Source organism: Methylobacterium sp. WL9, assembly GCF_008040035.1.
Lineage (GTDB): Bacteria > Pseudomonadota > Alphaproteobacteria > Rhizobiales > Beijerinckiaceae > Methylobacterium > Methylobacterium thuringiense.
On sequence record NZ_VRVE01000085.1, the window covers coordinates 1 to 17,152 of the forward strand.

15 protein-coding genes are annotated in these 17,152 nt (G+C 67.9%); 12 read left to right on the forward strand and 3 right to left on the reverse strand.

Translation table 11 applies throughout. From position 1 onward, the window contains the following. Window positions 1–259: 259 nt before the first annotated feature. The gene (locus FV217_RS18660; protein ID WP_147818718.1) at window positions 260–2,395 is read left to right on the forward strand and encodes a protein-disulfide reductase DsbD domain-containing protein; all 2,136 of its coding nucleotides are present in this window, start codon (window positions 260–262) and stop codon (window positions 2,393–2,395) included. Between the two features lie 174 nt (window positions 2,396–2,569). On the opposite strand, the gene FV217_RS18665 is transcribed toward FV217_RS18660, so the two are convergent. From FV217_RS18665 to FV217_RS18675, 3 genes are all read right to left on the reverse strand, one after another. Continuing rightward, window positions 2,570–3,469 (reverse strand): MBL fold metallo-hydrolase, encoded by a 900-nt coding sequence (locus FV217_RS18665; RefSeq protein ID WP_147818720.1) that lies wholly within the window; start codon window positions 3,467–3,469, stop codon window positions 2,570–2,572. Window positions 3,470–3,659: 190 nt separating this feature from the next. Further along, complete coding sequence (locus FV217_RS18670; RefSeq protein ID WP_147818722.1) at window positions 3,660–4,868, reverse strand: murein L,D-transpeptidase family protein; 1,209 nt, start codon at window positions 4,866–4,868, stop codon at window positions 3,660–3,662. A gap of 181 nt (window positions 4,869–5,049) precedes the next feature. Next, on the reverse strand, window positions 5,050–5,817 hold the full coding sequence (locus tag FV217_RS18675; RefSeq protein ID WP_238232189.1) for a trypsin-like peptidase domain-containing protein: 768 nt from the start codon (window positions 5,815–5,817) through the stop codon (window positions 5,050–5,052). Between the two features lie 577 nt (window positions 5,818–6,394). Between FV217_RS18675 and FV217_RS18680 the strand changes: the two genes are divergently transcribed. The 11 genes from FV217_RS18680 (at window position 6,395) to FV217_RS18730 (ending at window position 16,700) form a co-directional block, all read left to right on the forward strand. Further along, a complete protein-coding gene (locus tag FV217_RS18680; RefSeq protein WP_147818724.1) occupies window positions 6,395–8,272 on the forward strand; it encodes a methanol/ethanol family PQQ-dependent dehydrogenase in 1,878 nt (625 codons plus the stop codon). 151 nt (window positions 8,273–8,423) lie between these two features. Continuing rightward, window positions 8,424–9,347 carry a methanol oxidation system protein MoxJ gene (gene moxJ / locus FV217_RS18685; RefSeq protein WP_147818726.1) on the forward strand — a complete coding sequence of 308 codons (924 nt, stop codon included), beginning with the start codon at window positions 8,424–8,426 and terminating at the stop codon, window positions 9,345–9,347. Window positions 9,348–9,447: 100 nt separating this feature from the next. Beyond that, complete coding sequence (gene moxG / locus FV217_RS18690; protein ID WP_147818728.1) at window positions 9,448–10,038, forward strand: cytochrome c(L), periplasmic; 591 nt, start codon at window positions 9,448–9,450, stop codon at window positions 10,036–10,038. An 87-nt stretch (window positions 10,039–10,125) separates the two neighbouring features. Continuing rightward, on the forward strand, window positions 10,126–10,419 hold the full coding sequence (locus FV217_RS18695) for a methanol dehydrogenase [cytochrome c] subunit (RefSeq protein WP_147818730.1): 294 nt from the start codon (window positions 10,126–10,128) through the stop codon (window positions 10,417–10,419). 247 nt (window positions 10,420–10,666) lie between these two features. Beyond that, window positions 10,667–11,698 carry a MoxR family ATPase gene (locus tag FV217_RS18700; protein ID WP_147818732.1) on the forward strand — a complete coding sequence of 344 codons (1,032 nt, stop codon included), beginning with the start codon at window positions 10,667–10,669 and terminating at the stop codon, window positions 11,696–11,698. Continuing rightward, entirely contained in the window at window positions 11,695–12,540 is an 846-nt protein-coding gene (locus FV217_RS18705) for a DUF58 domain-containing protein (RefSeq protein ID WP_147818734.1), read from the forward strand. Before FV217_RS18700 ends, FV217_RS18705 begins: the two co-directional genes overlap by 4 nt. Before the next feature lie 7 nt (window positions 12,541–12,547). After that, on the forward strand, window positions 12,548–13,477 hold the full coding sequence (locus tag FV217_RS18710; protein WP_238232187.1) for a nonribosomal peptide synthetase MxaA: 930 nt from the start codon (window positions 12,548–12,550) through the stop codon (window positions 13,475–13,477). Window positions 13,478–13,480: 3 nt separating this feature from the next. Continuing rightward, a complete protein-coding gene (locus FV217_RS18715; RefSeq protein WP_147818738.1) occupies window positions 13,481–14,542 on the forward strand; it encodes a vWA domain-containing protein in 1,062 nt (353 codons plus the stop codon). Next, window positions 14,539–15,165, forward strand: coding sequence for an MxaK protein (locus FV217_RS18720; RefSeq protein ID WP_147818740.1), 627 nt, complete (start codon window positions 14,539–14,541; stop codon window positions 15,163–15,165). Before FV217_RS18715 ends, FV217_RS18720 begins: the two co-directional genes overlap by 4 nt. A gap of 35 nt (window positions 15,166–15,200) precedes the next feature. Then, window positions 15,201–16,163, forward strand: a complete 963-nt coding sequence (locus tag FV217_RS18725) for a vWA domain-containing protein (RefSeq protein WP_238232185.1) — start codon at window positions 15,201–15,203, stop codon at window positions 16,161–16,163. A 3-nt stretch (window positions 16,164–16,166) separates the two neighbouring features. Next, the gene (locus FV217_RS18730; protein WP_147818743.1) at window positions 16,167–16,700 is read left to right on the forward strand and encodes an SRPBCC family protein; all 534 of its coding nucleotides are present in this window, start codon (window positions 16,167–16,169) and stop codon (window positions 16,698–16,700) included. The last annotated feature ends 452 nt before the right edge of the window (window positions 16,701–17,152 follow it).

Consider the following 17,152-nt stretch of genomic DNA (forward strand, 5'->3'; position numbering starts at 1 on the left):
GGGCAGGCTCGCGCAGCGACGCCGCCGATCCCGCCGACGCCGTGGCGCGTGCGCCGTCGGCCATCGTCCCCGGCCTGCCGACGCAGGTGCGTGCCTACGCGCCGTAAAGCCCTGGCCGGTCGAGCCCCCGTAACTCTCCGGCTCCTTCGCGCGTAGGACAGGCCGGGATGGTTCGCAGGGTGCGGCGTCATCTGCCCCGGTCCGGCGGCGACCTGCGGAAGGCCTGCGCCGGACGTTCGTTATCGAGTAGGCTGCAGCGATGATCCGGTCATTCACCGCGCTTGCCCTCCTGCTCACCGGCCTCACCGGTGCGCAGGCGCTCGTCCCCAAGCAGCCGAAGGACCTCGTCCAGGCGCGCCTTGTCGCCGAACCCTCGGCGGTCGCCCCCGGCACGACGGTGACGGTCGGCATCCGCATGGCGATGAAGCCGGGCTGGCACGTCTACTGGCGCAATCCCGGCGATTCGGGCCTGCCGCCGGAGATGGCCTGGGATCTTCCCCAAGGGGTGAACGTCGGTGCCGTGGAATGGCCCGCGCCGGAGCGCCTGCCGGTCCAGACCCTGATGAACTACGGCTACGAGGGCGAGGTGACGCTGCTCGTCCCCGTCAGCGTGCCGGCAGACTATTCCGGCGGATCGGTACGCCTCGCCGGCAAACTGTCGTACCTCGTCTGCGAAGAGATCTGCATCCCGGGCTCGGCCGATCTCGAACTTGCGCTGCCGGTCGCCACGGCCGGCGCGACGCCGGCCCCAGACCCGGCCTCGACCGACCTGTTCGCCAAGGCCCGCGCGGCCCTGCCCGAGGCTTCGCCCTGGCCGTCGCGCCTCACGCGCGAGGGCGACACGGTCGTGCTGAGCCTCGATCACGCCGGGCTCGAGCCGGACGCGATCCGCGAAGCCGCCTTCTTTCCTTACGGCGAGACGGTGCTCGACAACGCCGCCTCGCAGACTCTCACGGTCGACACCTCCGGCCTGCACCTCGCCCTGAAGCCGGGTGATGCCGCCAAGCCGCCGGCAGAGCTGCCCGGCGTGCTGACCTTCATCGACAGGGGCACGCGCCGGGCCTTCGCCATCGGCGAACCGCCGCCGCCCGCCGCCGCGATGGCCGCTCCATCGGAGTCCCTGTCAGCCGCCGTGCCGATGCCCGCACCGGCGGGCGACGAAACCCTGACGTTGTGGAGTGCAGCCGGCTTGGCGCTTCTCGGCGGCCTGATCCTGAACCTGATGCCCTGCGTCTTCCCCGTCCTCTCGATCAAGGTGTTGAGCCTCGTGAAGCAGGCGGGCGAATCCGCCATGCGCGTGCGGATCCACGGTCTCGCCTACACGGCCGGCGTGCTCGGGAGCTTCCTTGCGCTCGCCGGCCTGCTGATGGCGCTGAAGGCCGGTGGGGCCACCATCGGCTGGGGCTTCCAGTTGCAATCGCCGATCGTGGTGGCCGTCCTCGCCTACGGGCTGCTCGCGATGGGGCTGAGCCTCTCGGGCGTGGTGCATGTCGGCGGCGGCATCGCGGGACTCGGCAACGGGCTGACGCGGCGTTCGGGCTATCGGGGCTCGTTCTTCACCGGCGTTCTCGCCACCCTCGTCGCCACCCCCTGCACGGCGCCGTTCATGGGTGGGGCGGTGGGCTTCGCGCTGACGCAGCCGCCGGCGGCGGGCCTCGTCGTCTTCGCGAGCCTCGGCCTCGGATTGGCGCTACCTTTCCTGGCGCTAACGCTCTGGCCTGAAGCCTTGCGCCTGATGCCGCGCCCCGGCGCCTGGATGGACACCCTCAAGGGCGTGCTCGCCTTCCCGGTCTACGCCACGGTCGCATGGCTGGTCTGGGTGCTGGCGCAACAGGTCGGGCCCAACGGCCTTCTCGCCGGACTCGTCGGTCTCGTCCTCGTCGGCTTCGCCGCATGGGCCTGGGAGCGGGCGCGTTTCGCAGGCGGCTGGGCCGGCGGGCTTGCCCGCGGCACCGCGTTGGCGGCCCTTCTTGCGACGGCCGGCCTCGTTGCGGTGCTCGACGGCGACCGGGCTTCGCCCGTCGGAACGGTGACGGCGGACGGCATCGAGCCGTTCACGCAGGCCCGCCTCGACGCCCTTCGCGCGGATGGGCGCACCGTGTTCGTCGACATGACGGCGGCCTGGTGCATCACCTGCCAGATCAACGAGCGCACGGCGTTGTCCCGCGACCGGGTCCGGCAGGCCTTCCGCGCCAACGACGTCGTGCTGCTGCGGGGCGACTGGACGAACCAGAACCCCGAGATCACCGCGCTTCTCGAGCGCTACGGCCGGAGCGGCGTGCCGCTCTACCTGCTCTATCGCGGCAAGGCGGAAGCGAGCGTGCTTCCGCAGATCCTCACCGAGGGGATCCTGCTGGCGGAGATCGAGAAACGACCTGGGCTGGCGCAGCGTTAGAGCGCTTTCCGATCGAGTGGATCTCGGTTGGTCGAAAAAATGTGTGGCAAAAACAGAACCTTAGAGCCGCCGAGCCGATGCGATCGGATACGGCTCCCAGGCGACGTCGGACGATCCAAGTCAGACTGGCGTGCAGTCGCAAAGGCGACGGCTCGATCGCCGCGCCTCTCGGTGTCAGGCAGTCAATGCCAGAGCCAGTTGCGGGCGCGACGGCACGGCCGCGGCGCCGACATCCACCGCCTGGCGCTCGCGGGCGATGAAGGAACTCGGCATCACCGCCTGCATGTCCGCCTCGACCTTGCGCAGCTGGGCATCGGTATGGGCCGGGTGCAGGTGGATGATCGCCAACGCCTTGGCGCGGGCGGCCTGCGCCAGCTCGATGCCCTTCTGCCAGGTCGAATGGCCCCAGCCCGCACAGCGGCAATACTCACCCTCGGTGAACATGCCGTCGTAGACGATCAGGTCGGCACCCTCGACGAAGGCCAGGAGCGCGGGATCCGGCCAGGGATCGGTGTGCTCGATGTCGCTGATGACGCACAGGCGCTTGCCGCCGTGGTCGAACCGGTAACCCACCGAGCCCTGGGGATGGTTCAGCAGGATGGTGTCGACGCGCGTACCGTCGGGGAAGGTCAGCGGCTCGCCCGCCTTGAAGCCGTGATGCCTGATGGTGACGGGCAACACGTCGAGCTCGACCGGAAACAGCGGCGGCGAGAACAACCGACCGAGTGCTTCCGCAGCACAGGCGCCGTCGAGGTTGCCGCAATAGGTATGGATCGTGCGCGTCTCGTCGAACACGGCGGGCTTGAAGAACGGCAGGCCGGCGGTGTGATCGAGATGCAGGTGGCTGAACAGCAGGTCGATCTCCTGCGGCAACCCGTCGGCATTGTTGCGCCCGAAGGCTCCCAGTCCCGAGCCCGCATCGAGGACGAAGAGACGGCCGCCGCAGCGGATTTCCAGGCAGGGCGTATTGCCGCCGAACTCGACGTATTCGGGGCCGCTCACCGGCGTGGAGCCGCGCACACCCCAGAAACGCAGGGTGAGCGCATCGTCCGTTGCGGGACTCGTCGTGTTCATGCGCCTGTACCAGTCGCTCCGGCCGTTTCCGGCGAGCACTTTCCGTCGCGTCGACATGGGTTCAATTGCGGCCAAGATAGCCGGTACCTCTGTAAAATCCTTACAAGGAAGAGATAGGCGGCGGCTATTCCGGTCCGTGTGCGGGCACGCACACGACACCGTGAAGGAGGGCCCGTGAAGCCCGGCCGTGTCACTTTTGCGCAACGATGTCGACGAGGGGCCGCGTGCCGGTAAAGGCCGGGGCGGCAAGCAGGCCCTCGGCCGGGCCGCGCAGGAGCAACGGGGGCTTCGCGGCATAGTCCGGTGCGATCTCGAACGCGAAGCGCGGCACCGGCGTCTCATAGGGTGGGACGAAGTTCCGGGTCCGCACGTTCGCAAACGGGGTGCCCGTGGCGATCGCGGCCGCCCAGACGGCTTCGGGCAGCGGTGAGATCGGCGGAGCCTTCCGCCGGGCCGGGATCAGCACGACCTCCTGGCCGGCATAGGCCAGAGCCTCGGGCCGGCTGACCTCGCCGACCGGGACTCCCCGGCTGATCAGTGCCGCCCAGAACGGATGCTGCCCGCCGTCGGAATAGGTCGTGCGCACGGCGGCGGCCCCGTCCTCGACGAGGCTCGCGACATGGGCCGCCTCCTCTTTCACACGTGCGCCGGCCAGCGCCTCCTGCTCCTTGTCCTTCAGAGGCGCGAAGGCGTATCGGCCGGCCGTCACGGTCGCCACGGGTTCCTGGCCCGTCGCCTCGAAGCGGTCCGAGCCTTCCTTGAGCTGGCGCCAGAAGGCGATGTTCGCATCGCTGCGGTAGCGGGCCATGTTGGCGGCGCTCATCCGGAACGGAAACGACTGGAACTGGAACGCCGTCTGACCTCCGGAGAAGGCTTCGCGCGCGACGGCGAAAAGTTCGCCCGCGACCGTATCCGTCATGGCGAAGCAGCCCATCGACGAGCAGATGCCGTGCACCATCACCGCCGAGCCCGTGTAGCCGTGTGCCTTGTCGTAGGCGTTCGGGTAACCGACGTCGAAGGACAGGTAGTAATGCGAGTTCGGGTTCATCTGGCTCTTGGCCACGGTGTAGAACCCCTCCGGCGTCTGCCGGTCGCCGGTCTTGGTCTTCGGTCCGAGCTGTCCCGACCAGCGGCAGATCGGATAGGTCTTGATGAAGACGAAGCGGCCGTTGCCCGCCCGCTTCCAGACCTCGATCTCGGATTCCTTCTTATAGGCGCGGAGCAGGATCGGCGCTTCGGCGCTGCTTCCCCTGGCCTTGATCAACGCGAGCGTCGAGGGCGGAATCGGAGCGGAGGCCTTGTCCTGCTGCGCCGTGGCCGGGCCGCCGAGGCAGACCGCAAGGACGACGAAGCAAAAGACCGACCGTGCGACTGAAGAAATCCGGCTCTGGGGACGCATGCACCGCCCGGCGACAAACGCGAATCGCCCGGGGCGTCGCAAGGATTGGGGCTTCGCGAGGACATGGCGGAGCCGTCGAGGAATGGCTCCGCTTTGAGGCGGATTTGAGGGCGCTGGCGACGCGACCCCGCCGCGCTCGAAACCCGTGACGACATTCACCGCCGCGACGGCATCGGCACCGTCAGCGGGTTACGCGGGTCGTTCCGGCGATCGCCACGATCTCCTCGCGGATCGCCTTGAGCAGATCGCCCTCGAACAGCAGAGCAGAGCCGTAGTGGAACTCGATGTCGAAGGGCCGGCGCGCGTTCATCGAGAGCGAGGCGCTCTGCATGGCCAGCAGCCGGCCGGTCTCGTCGAACAGGCCCGACCCGGATCCGCCGAAGCCGTCGTTACAATCGTGGCGGACGCGGCGGATCTCGTCCTCGCTCGGCGGATCGATCTGCCGCACGAAGCAGATCTCCAGGCTGCTGGGGCCACGATAGTTCTCGTGGCCGCCGGGGGAGACCATGACCACGGGACGCTCCGCGGTTCCCGTCGGCAGGTCGGAAGCATCGGGAACCGGTTGCGGCAGGAGCCCTGCCACCGGGATCGCCAGCCGCAGGATCGCCCAATCGTCGGTGATGTGGAGCGAGCGGGCGTCCGGCGGCGTCCCGAGTCGCAGACTGCCCGATTCGAAAACATGGTTACGGCCGCCGATCTGGAAGAAGCAGTCCGAGACTTCGCGGGTCGTCTCCATGCGCCGGTTGCGGAAATTGTGGGCATTCAGGACGACGAGCGACGGATCGCCGATCAGCCAGGCCGCTGCGGCCTTTTGCGGCACCCCGTCCGGACGCCGGCAATACAGCACGCCGGCGCCGAGATAACGCTGATTGTCGGCCCCGGTCATGTCGCGCCGGCCGTCATGGGGATAGAGCGCGGCGACCGCAATCCCGCCGCCGAGAATCCCCATTGCAAGCAGCCCGGAGAGAATGGGCGTTGCCGCCGAAAGCCACGCGCGGCCCACGATCGTGTTGCAGCGCGAAGCAGCGGATGCGCGGTTAATCCAAGTATTTCCGAGCATACGCAGCCGAACGAACGCGCCGCGGCGTAAAATCTCGCGACTGCGAAGACGTCGCATTCCGCCTAGACCTTGCCCGCGCCCTGGCCGTGGCAACATCAGCCCACTCCACCCCGACGGCCGGAACCTCCCCCCGGACCGTCCGGCAAAGTGGTGCGACGGACAGGTCGGACCGTCAAGCACGAGACGGGCGCAGAGGAAGCATTACGCATTGCCCTGCGCGTCAATGCCAGTTGCTCCCGCCTACAAATGTCGAAGTGTCTAAAGACTTTTGTCCACGGTGCTGCCTAGAAATGACAGGACGAGAGGCAGTAATAAATCTCTTATAAGACCGGTTATTCTTAGCTGGATCTTATAGACCAAGCCGTAAAGGCGAAGGTCAATTGAGATGTGCTTCCGCTCCGTGAGGGAAATAGCCACGCATGGCCGCGAGGTCGAAAGACGCGGCGGACAGGCTAGGAGACGCAGGATGAGCAGACTCTTAAGTTCGGTTTCTCTGTTGGCGGTGGTGGCGTTCGCGCCGATCGCCGCGTCGAGCATCGCGGCTGCGGCCGACGACAAGCTCGTCACACTCTCGAAGAGCGATGACAACTGGGTCATGCCCGGCAAGAACTACGACTCAAACAACTACAGCGAGTTGAAGCAGGTCAACAAAAGCAACGTGAAGCAGCTGCGCCCGGCGTGGACGTTCTCCACCGGCCTGCTGAACGGTCACGAGGGTGCACCGCTCGTCGTCGACGGCAAGATGTACATCCACACCTCGTTCCCGAACTACACCTTCGCCCTCGGTCTCGACGATCCGGGCAAGATCCTCTGGCAGGACAAGCCGAAGCAGAACCCGGCCGCTCGCGCCGTGGCCTGCTGCGACCTCGTCAACCGCGGCCTCGCCTACTGGCCCGGCGACGGCAAGACCCCGGGCCTGATCCTCAAGACCCAGCTCGACGGCCACGTCGCAGCGCTCAACGCCGAAACCGGCGAGACGGTCTGGAAGATCGAGAACTCGGACATCAAGGTCGGCTCGACCCTGACGATCGCTCCCTACGTCGTGAAGGACAAGGTGATCATCGGTTCCTCGGGCGCCGAGCTCGGCGTGCGCGGCTATCTCACCGCCTACGACGTGAAGACCGGTGCCCAGGTCTGGCGCGCCTACGCGACCGGTCCCGACAAGGACCTGCTGCTGGCTTCCGACTTCAACATCAAGAACCCCCATTACGGCCAGAAGGACCTCGGCACGGCGACGTGGGAGGGCGATGCCTGGAAGATCGGCGGCGGCACCAACTGGGGCTGGTACGCCTACGATCCGGGCACCAACATGATCTACTTCGGCACCGGCAACCCGGCGCCGTGGAACGAGACCATGCGTCCCGGCGACAACAAGTGGACCATGACCATCTTCGGCCGCGACGCCGATACGGGTGAGGCTCACTTCGGCTACCAGAAGACGCCGCACGACGAGTGGGACTACGCCGGCGTCAACGTGATGATGCTGTCCGAGCAGAAGGACAAGGATGGGAAGATGCGCAAGCTTCTCACCCACCCGGACCGCAACGGCATCGTCTACACGCTCGACCGGACCGACGGCTCGCTGGTCTCGGCCAACAAGATCGACGACACCGTCAACGTGTTCAAGTCCGTCGACCTGAAGACGGGCACCCCGGTGCGCGATCCCGAGTACGGCACCCGCATGGACCACCTCGCCAAGGACATCTGTCCCTCGGCGATGGGCTATCACAACCAGGGTCACGACTCCTACGACCCGAAGCGTGAAGCCTTCTTCATGGGCATCAACCACATCTGCATGGACTGGGAGCCCTTCATGCTTCCGTACCGCGCAGGTCAGTTCTTCGTCGGTGCGACGCTGAACATGTACCCGGGCCCGAAGGGTGACCGCCAGAACTACGAAGGACTTGGCCAGATCAAGAGCTACAACGCGATCACCGGCAAGTTCAATTGGGAGAAGATGGAGCGGTTCGCCGTTTGGGGCGGTACGACGGCGACTGCCGGCGACCTCGTCCTCTACGGAACGCTGGACGGCTACATCAAGGCCCGTGACTCCGACAACGGCGACCTTCTCTGGAAGTTCAAGCTGCCGTCCGGCGCCATCGGCTACCCGATGACCTACACCCACAAGGGCGATCAGTACGTCGCCATCATGTACGGCGTCGGCGGCTGGCCGGGTGTCGGCCTAGTGTTCGACCTTCAGGATCCGACCGCCGGTCTCGGCGCGGTCGGCGCCTTCAAGAAGCTCGCCAACTACACCCAGATGGGCGGCGGCGTGGTGGTGTTCTCCCTCAACGGCAAGGGTCCCTACGACGACCCGAACGTCGGTGAGTTCGTCTCCAAGTAAGTCGACCTGAACGATGGGGCTTCGCGGGTTCGTCTTGAACCTGCGGAGCCTCCCACGCGGAACGGCATGAACGACGGTCTTCGGGGAACGCCACCCCGGCCGCGCGCCCAAACCGCAAAGACGATCAACGAGGAAACGGGTTTCCAAGACCATGCGGTTCGTCACTGGACGACATCTCGCTGCGGTTTCCGCCGCGGCCCTTCTCGCCCTCGCAGCCGGAACCGCCGCGCGCGCGGCCGGCGAGTCCGAGGCGCAGGTTCCTCCCTCCGAGACCACGACGGCTCCGGCCAGGGCTGCGGACGCCGCACCGGCCGACCCCTCGGTTCTGCGCATCTGCGCCTCCGAAAAGCAGCCGCCGCTCTCGATGAAGGACGGTTCGGGCCTGGAGAACAAGATCGCGGCCGCCGTGGCCGAGGCCATGGGCCGCAAGCCCCAGTTCGTGTGGAATTCCAAGGCCGCGATCTACCTCGTGCGCGACGGCCTGGAGAAGAAGCTCTGCGATGTCGTCGTCGGTCTCGACAGCGACGATCCGCGCGTGCTGACCACCAAGCCCTACTATCGCAGCGGCTACGTCTTCATCACCCGCGCCGACAAGGACCTCGACATCAAGTCCTGGGCCGATCCGCGCCTGAAGAGCGTCGACCACATGGTCGTCGGCTTCGGCACCCCGAGCGAGGCGATGCTCAAGGATATCGGGCGCTACGAAGAGGACATGGCCTACCTCTACTCGCTCGTGAACTTCCGGGCCGCCCGAAACCAGTACACCCAGATCGATTCCGGCCGGATGGTCACGGAAGTCGCCACCAACAAGGCCGACGTCGCCGTCGCCTTCGCGCCCGATGTCGGCCGCTACGTCAAGGAATCCTCGACGCCGCTGCGCATGACGCTGGTGCCCGACGACACCGTCCGCAGCGACGGCCAGAAGATGCCGCAGAGCTTCGACCAGTCGATGGGCGTGCGGAAGGGGGACGAAGCCCTGCGCGACGCCCTCGACGCCGGCATCGCAAAGGCGAAGCCGAAGATCGAGGCGATCCTCAAGGACGAGGGCGTGCCGACCACGCCGGCCTCGAACTGAGCGAACCCACCCTCGCTCGATCAGACACAACGCATTCCACTCCGGATCGGGGCGCGAACGACCCCGCCGGAGGATCGGACCGGAGCACCGAAAGACACCGATGACGCTGAAACACACGGGTTTTGCTGCACTTCTCGGGCTACTCGCCGCCTCGGTGAGCCTGCCCGCCTTCGCCCAGCCGCAATCCGCCCCGAGTTCCGGGGTCGTCCTTCAGAACACCGTGACGGGCGAGACCCTCGATACCTCGCAGGGTAAGGAAGGCGGCCGCGATACAGCTGGGGTCAAGAAGTTCCTCGAGACCGGAGAGAACATCTATCTCGAGGACAAGTCTTGCCTGCGCAATGGCCAGAGCCTGTTCGCGACGTCTTGCTCCGGTTGCCACGGCCATCTGGCGGAGGGCAAGCTCGGGCCCGGCCTCAATGACAATTACTGGACCTATCCGTCCAACACCGAAGATAAGGGACTGTTCTCGACGATATTCGGCGGCGCCAACGGCATGATGGGCCCGCACAACGAGAACCTGAACCCCGACGAGATCCTGCAGGTCGTGACCTGGGTGCGGCACCTCTACACGGGGCCGGCCAAGGACGCGGTCTGGCTCAGCGCCGAGCAGAAGAAAGCTTACAAGCCCTACAAAGAGGGCGAGACCTTCTCGAAGGACGAGAAAGGCCAGTGCAAGCCGCTGGAATGATCGTTCTCGAAGAGCACGTCGCGTAGGTCAGGCGCGACGAATAAGCGGCGCCCGAGCCGCAACCAGGGAAGAGACGGAGGAATGATCATGCGGACATTCGTTTACGCTGCGGCGATCGTGGTCGGTTCGGCGCTGGCGCTGCCGGCGGTGGCCTATGACGGCCAGAAGTGCAAGGCGGCCGGCAATTGCTGGGAGCCGAAGCCCGGCTTCCCCGACAAGGTCGCGGGTTCGAAGTACGACCCGAAGCACGACCCGAAGGAGGTCGCTAAGCAGGCCGACTCCATCAAGCAGATGGAAGACCGCAACAAGCAGCGCGTCGAGAACGCCAAGAAGACCGGCAAGTTCGAATACGACATCGCCAAGTTCTCCTCGGCGAACTGAAAGCGCGGAGAGCCGTCGGGTCTTCAGTTCCCGCGGCGACCGACCGTGACACCTTCCCTCCCCCTTGTGGGGAGGGATCGAGGGTGGGGGTGGTTCCGCTTGCCTCGGTCGGAGGCAGGCGGAGCCGCCCCCACCTCCAACTCCTCCCAACAAGGGGGAGGAGAGCATTGTCCGCCTTGCAACCGTAAAGCTCCGGCGACACGCGGACGCCTCGGACGGAGGCCAAGAAAATCCAGGGTTCAGGACAATGAACACCATTCGCCACGGCGACGCGATGCTCACCGATTGGCGCGACACCGCCGCCCGCTTCCAGTGCGAGGTCGGCAAGGCCGTCGTCGGGCAGGAACGCGCCGTCCGCCTCGTGACGATCGCGATCTTCGCCCGCGGTCACGTGCTGCTGGAAGGCGATGTCGGCGTTGGCAAGACGACCCTGCTGCGGGCCGTCGCCCGGGCGCTCGGCGGCGCCTACGAGCGGGTCGAAGGCACCGTCGACATGATGCCCTCCGACCTGATCTATCACACCTACCTCGCCGACGACGGCCGCCCGCGGGTCGAGCCCGGCCCGGTCCTGCGCAAGGCCGAGGACCTGTCGGTCTTCTTCTTCAACGAGATCAACCGCGCCCGGCCACAAGTGCATTCGCTGCTGCTGCGCCTGATGGCCGAGCGCAGCCTCACCGCCTTCAATCGCGAGTATCACTTCCCCGATCTCCAGGTCTTCGCCGACCGCAACCGCGTCGAGCGCGAAGAAACCTTCGAACTTCCGGCAGCCGCCCGCGACCGCTTCTTGATGGAGATCGGGATGGAGGCCCCGCGTGATGCTCAGGCTCGCCGCGACCTCGTCTTCGATCCTCGCTTCCACGACACCGATGCCCTGGTCGAAGCCATCGAGGCCAGCGTCATCGACCATGCTGCCGTCTCGGGTATCGCGAACGCGATCCAGCACTCGATCAAGGCATCGCCGGAGATCGAAGCCTACGTCGTCGCCCTATGGGAGGCCTTGGTACGGCCCGCCGAGGCCGGCATCCGCCTGCCCGGCGTCGACATGACGGCACTGATCAAGGGCGGCGCTTCGCCCCGCGGTCTCGCCTTCCTGGTCCGTGCCGCCCGCGTTCGCGCCTGGCTCGAAGGCCGCGAGTTCCTCGTGCCGGAGGACATCCGCGACGTGTTCCCCGAGGTGATGGCCCACCGCGTCTTCCTCGAGCCGGTCTACGAGATGCGCCGCGAGACCATCGTGCCGGGCCTGATCCGCGCGGTGTTCGAGACGGTGCCGGCACCGTGAGCACGGGCGAGGTCGTCTATCTTCCCCATTGGCGGCCGGGCGGCAGCGTCGTCGGCGCCCACCGCGGCCGCGATGCCGGCGGGCTCGGCACGTTTCGCGATCAGGTGCCGTTCCTGCGGTTGCCGGATGCGCGCCGCATCGACATCCGCGCGACTTTGCGCGATCCGTTCGAGGGCACCTATGTCCGCCGCTTCGAGACGCGCACCGCGATCGAAGTCTGGGCACTCGTCGACCTGTCCGCCTCCATGCGCTTCCGCGGTGAGGCCGACCGCATGGCGCTCGTTGCCGATCTCTGCACCGGCCTCGCCACCTCCGCGACGCGTATCGGCGATGCCTTCGGTCTGATCGGCTGCGACGACGCGATCCGTGAGGACGTGTTTTTGCCGGCTACCCGCCGGCAGGGGATCGCGATGGAGCATGCCGCCCGGATCGGCGACATGCACTGCCGGGGTGCGAGCGCGCGTGGACTGGCGGAGGTTCCGCGCCGGCTCGCCGGACGGCCGAAGCTCGTCTTCGTGATTTCCGATTTTCGCTGGCCCGAGGCGCTCATCGAACAGGTGTTTTCGGGACTTGCCCTGCACGACGTCGTGCCGGTGCTCCTCGCCGATGCGTCCGAAGACGAGGCGCTACCGTCGTTCGGGCTGATGGAGTTCGACGATCTCGAAGGCGGCGGCAGGCGGACCGTGTTCATGCGCCCGAGCCTGCGCCGGCGCTGGCATGCGCGGGAGCGGGAGCGCCTCGACACCCTGCGCCGGATCGCTTCGACCTATGGCCGCTCGCCCTTCCGGCTCGAAGCCCGCTTCGACGCCGAGATGCTGAGCCGCCACCTCATGACGACCTGAGGCGATGATGCTGCGCCTCGCGTTCCTTCTCCTCGTTCTGATCGCCCTTCCGGACACCCTGCAGGCGCAGGTGCGCTCGGTGGAAGTGCGGACGCCGCGCCCCTTCGGCTACTTCGTCGGCGACCTCGTGAGGGTTCAGGTCGACATCGTCGTCGACGACGGCTTCGCCGTGCAGGCCGCCTCGTTGCCGCAGCCCGGCCCGGTGACCTACTGGCTCGACCTCCGGGATATCGCGATCGAGAGCACCGCTCAGGGCGATGCACGGCGCATCCGCCTCAACCTCACCTACCAGTCGTTCTACGCGGCGCTCGACGCCCGCGCCCTGGAAATCCCGGGCTTCGCGCTCACCGTCGCGAGCGAGCGTAAGGACGGCGTGACGACGGCGAAAGCGCAGGTGCCGGCCTGGTCGATCAACGTGTCGCCCCTGCGCGAGGTGCAGCCGCCCCCACGCGAGGACCCGACCGAGTACATGCGGCCGGACGGGCGTGCCGCGCCGATGGACATGGCGCCCCTGCTGCGCTGGGCCGGGGCCTTCGCGGCCCTTGCGCTGCTGACACTCGCTCTGCTTGCACGCGACCGCGCCTGGATTCCGTTCGGCAAACGCCGGGGCCGCGCCTTCGCAGGGGTCCAGCGCAGCCTGCGCATCCTCGCGCGACGGCCCGACCAAGATGCCGCCTATCGCGAGTCGCTGATCGCGCTCCATCGCGGGCTCGATGAAACGGACGGGCGGCGCGTGCTTGCCGACGACCTGCCGGCCTTCCTCGACCGGCATCCCGCCTATCGGCCGCAGCAGAGCGGTCTCGCCGGCTTCTTCACGGCTTCGCGGCTCGCCTTTTTCGGCCGCGAAACGTCCGCAGCGCGCAGCCAATGGTCGCTGCGCGACGCGGAAACGGTGGCCAGGGATCTCGCCGCAGCCGAGCGGACGGCGGGAGGCTGAGCGATGACCTTGCTCTCCCGCTTCGGCACGACCCTGCCCCTCGTCCTGTGGCTGCTGCCGCTGGCGCTTCTGCCGCTCGTCGCGTCGAGCCAGCGCCGGACGGCCGTCTCCGCCATCGCCGCCGTGCCGTTCGACGGTGTGTCGCGAGCGATCGGCTGGGCGCTGAAGCTTGCGGGTCTTTTCGCGATCGGGGGCCTGATCCTGGCGCTCGCCGGCCCCTACCGCTCCGGCGAGACGGTGACCCGCACCGGCATCGGCGCACAGGTCTCGATGCTGATCGACCGCTCGGGCTCCATGAACGAGACATTCGCTGGCAAGCAGCCCTCGGGAGCCGAGGAGTCGAAGGCCGCGGCCTCCCGTCGTCTGCTCGGCGACTTCGTCGGCAGCCGCGCGCACGACCAGTTCGCGGTCACGGCCTTCTCGACCGCACCGATGCTCGTCGTGCCGATGACCGACCGCCACGACGCCGTCCGCGCCGCCATCGGCGCCATCGACCGGCCCGGCCTCGATTACACCAACGTCGCCCGCGGTTTGGCCATGGCGCTCTCGCAATTCGGGGCGGAGGCGGCCTCGATCTCCCGTGCGGTGCTGCTGGTCTCCGACGGCGCGGCCGTGATCGATCCGAAGATCCAGGGCGCCCTGCGCGCCGAGTTCGCGAAGATCCGGCCGAACCTCTACTGGCTCTTCTTGCGCACCAAGGGTTCGCCCTCGATCCGCGACAAGCCTGCCGGCGAGGACACCCCTCAGGCCGCCCCCGAGCGCCATCTCGACCTGTTCTTCAAGAGCCTCGGCACGCCCTACCGCGCCTTCGAGGCCGAGGGGCCGGAGGCCGTGGCCGAGGCGATCCGCCAGATCGAGAGCCTCGAGCGGGATCCGATTCCCTATACGGAGCAACGCCCTCGCCGGGACCTGACGCCCTTCGCCTACGCGTTGGCGGCTTTCGGGCTGCTGGTGTTGCTCGCGGGCAAGCTCCTGGAAGCCGATCCGGGACGGGCCGAGCGCCGCCGGATGACACGTTCGCCGACACCCCGGGACATCACCGAAGAGCGAAGGCTCGCCGCATGAGCTCAGGTCCCTTCGCCCTCTCGGGTCCCAGCCCGCGCGGATCGCTGCAAGGGCGTCTCTCCGGCGCCTGGGGCCGCGCCCGCCCCGCCCTCCTCCTCGCCCTGCCGATCGTGCTCGCCGCCGCAGCTCTCGCTTGCGCGGCAATGGCTTGGCGCACGGCGCAGGCGAACCGGACCATTGCCGACCTCGCGCAGAACAAGGATGTCGCGGTCGGCGCCGAGGCGCCCTCCCAGGTCCTGCTCGCCCGTATTCAGGTCCTGTCCCGCCGCGACCGGCTGGAGGAGGCGGAGGGGCTGGTCCAGACGCTGGAACGGCGCGAGGAAGCAGATGTCTCCGCCCGGGCGCGCTACGCGATGGCGAATTCCCGCCTGCGGCAGGCCTTCGAGCATCTGACGCGGAACGACATCGATCCGGCCGGGCCTTTGGTGATCCTGGCGCGGCAGGATTACCGGCGGGCGCTGCAGGCGCGGCCCGAGTTCTGGGACGCGAAGTTCAATCTCGACGTCGCCTCGCGCCTCATCCGGGATTTTCCGGATTTCGACCGCAAGCACGGCGACGACCTGAAGGCGGAGCCCAAGAAGATCTGGACGGACATTCCCGGCCAGCCGCGGGGCGCACCGTGAGAAGCGCCCTCGTCCACAACCTGTGCGATCGTCGCCTGCAGGCGCTTGCCGTGGTGACGGGTCTAGTCCTGGCGACCTTCGCGGTGCGGACCGTGCCGCTCACCCGGGACGGCATAGAGATGCTGGCCGTGGTAGACATCACGGGCAGCATGAACGTGCGCGACTACCAGCGCGCCGACGGAACCGCGGCGAGCCGTCTCGACACCGCCAAGGCGGCCCTGCGCGAACTCGTGAGCCAGCTGCCGTGCGGCTCGCGGCTCGCGCTGGCGATCTTCACCGAGCGCCGCCCCTTCCTGCTGTTCACGCCGATCGAGGTCTGCCGCGACTTCTCGCCCCTCGACGGGGCGCTGGGGTCGCTCGACTGGCGCATGGCCTGGGAGGGCGACAGCCGCATCTCGGCCGGACTGTTCCGCTCCATCGAGATGGCGGCGAGCCTCGGCACCGACCTCGTCTTCATCACCGACGGGCAAGAGGCCCCGCCGCTCCCGAGCATCGGCGGCCCGAGCTACGAGGGCAAGGCCGGGGCCGTGCGCGGGCTGATCGTCGGGGCGGGCGGCACCGCGCTCGCGCAGATCCCGAAATTCGACGATCGCGGGCGCGAGACCGGCTTCTACGGCGAGACCGACGTGCAGCAGGAGAATCGCTTCGGGCCTCCGCCCACCGACGCCGAGAACCGCCCCGGCTACGACGCCCGCAACGCCCCCTTCGGCGGTACGGCCGCGAAGGGCACCGAGCACCTGTCCTCCGTGCGCGAGCCGTACCTGAAGACGCTCGCGGGCGAGACCGGCCTCGCCTACGCCCATCTCGACGGCCCCGGCGGCCTGCTGCGGCCGCTGCTCGACGCCGGCACGCCCCGCCCGCTTCCCGGCAGCCTCGATCTCCGCCCTCTCCTCGGCAGCGCCGCCCTGGCGCTGCTGCTCGCCGTCTTCGCCGTCCGGCCGCTGCGTGCGCTGGTGCGGCGGGGCGGCTCCCGTCCCCTCCGCTGGAAGAAAGCCTGAACCATGCGTCTTGCGACACCCGCGATCGTCCTCGCCCTGGCCGCGACCGCCGCCCTCGCCCACGGCCCAACGCCGCAGAAGATCGACCAATCCATCACCATCAAGGCCAAGCCGGACGCGGTCTGGAAGGTCGTCGGCGATTTCTCCGGCATCAAGGCCTGGCACCCCGCCGTCGAGAAGAGCGAGGGCGACAAGGGGAGCAAGGACGGCGGCACCCGCACGATCACCCTCAAGAACGGCGGCGTCCTCAAGGAGAGCCTCGACGAATACAAGGCCGAGGGCTTCACCTATTCCTATCGCTCGGGCGATGCCGACCTGAAGGCGCTGCCGGTCTCGTCCTACTCCGCGACACTCACCGTGAGCCCCGACGGCGAGGGCTCGAAGGTGGCATGGATGGGCCGCTTCTACCGGGGCGACACTGGCAACGAGCCGCCCGAGAACCTCTCCGACGAGGCCGGCAAGACGGCGATGAACGCCTTTTTCGGTGATGGCCTCAAGGGGTTGAAGGCCAAGGTCGAGGGCGCCGCGACCCAATGAGTCTCGTGGGAGCAAAGGACGGGCGAAGCACCTCCCTCGTTCCCCTCCCCCTTGTGGGGAGGGACCAGGGGTGGGGGTGGTTCCGCTTGTCTGCATCGGAGCCCGGCGGACCCACCCCCACCTCCCACTCCTTCCCAGGATCGAGAGGAGAGGCGGAAGAATGCCCACCCGTCATTGCGAGCGGAACGAAGCAATCCAGGGCCAACGCGCCGACGTGGCGAGTGTGGCCCTGGATCGCTTCGCCTGCGGCTCGCGATGACGGTGCGGGACGAGGACCGGCCGCAGCGATGCGATCCGCCCGGTTCGGCACGGCGCTATTGCTCAGCCTGCTCGCCGCCCTGCCCTCTCCCGCCTCCGCCGCCTCGGTCTTCGTCGCCAGCCAGGAGGCCGGGCAGCTCGCCCGGATCGACACCGGCACGGACAGCGTCACGGCGACCCTGGACGTCCGGGCC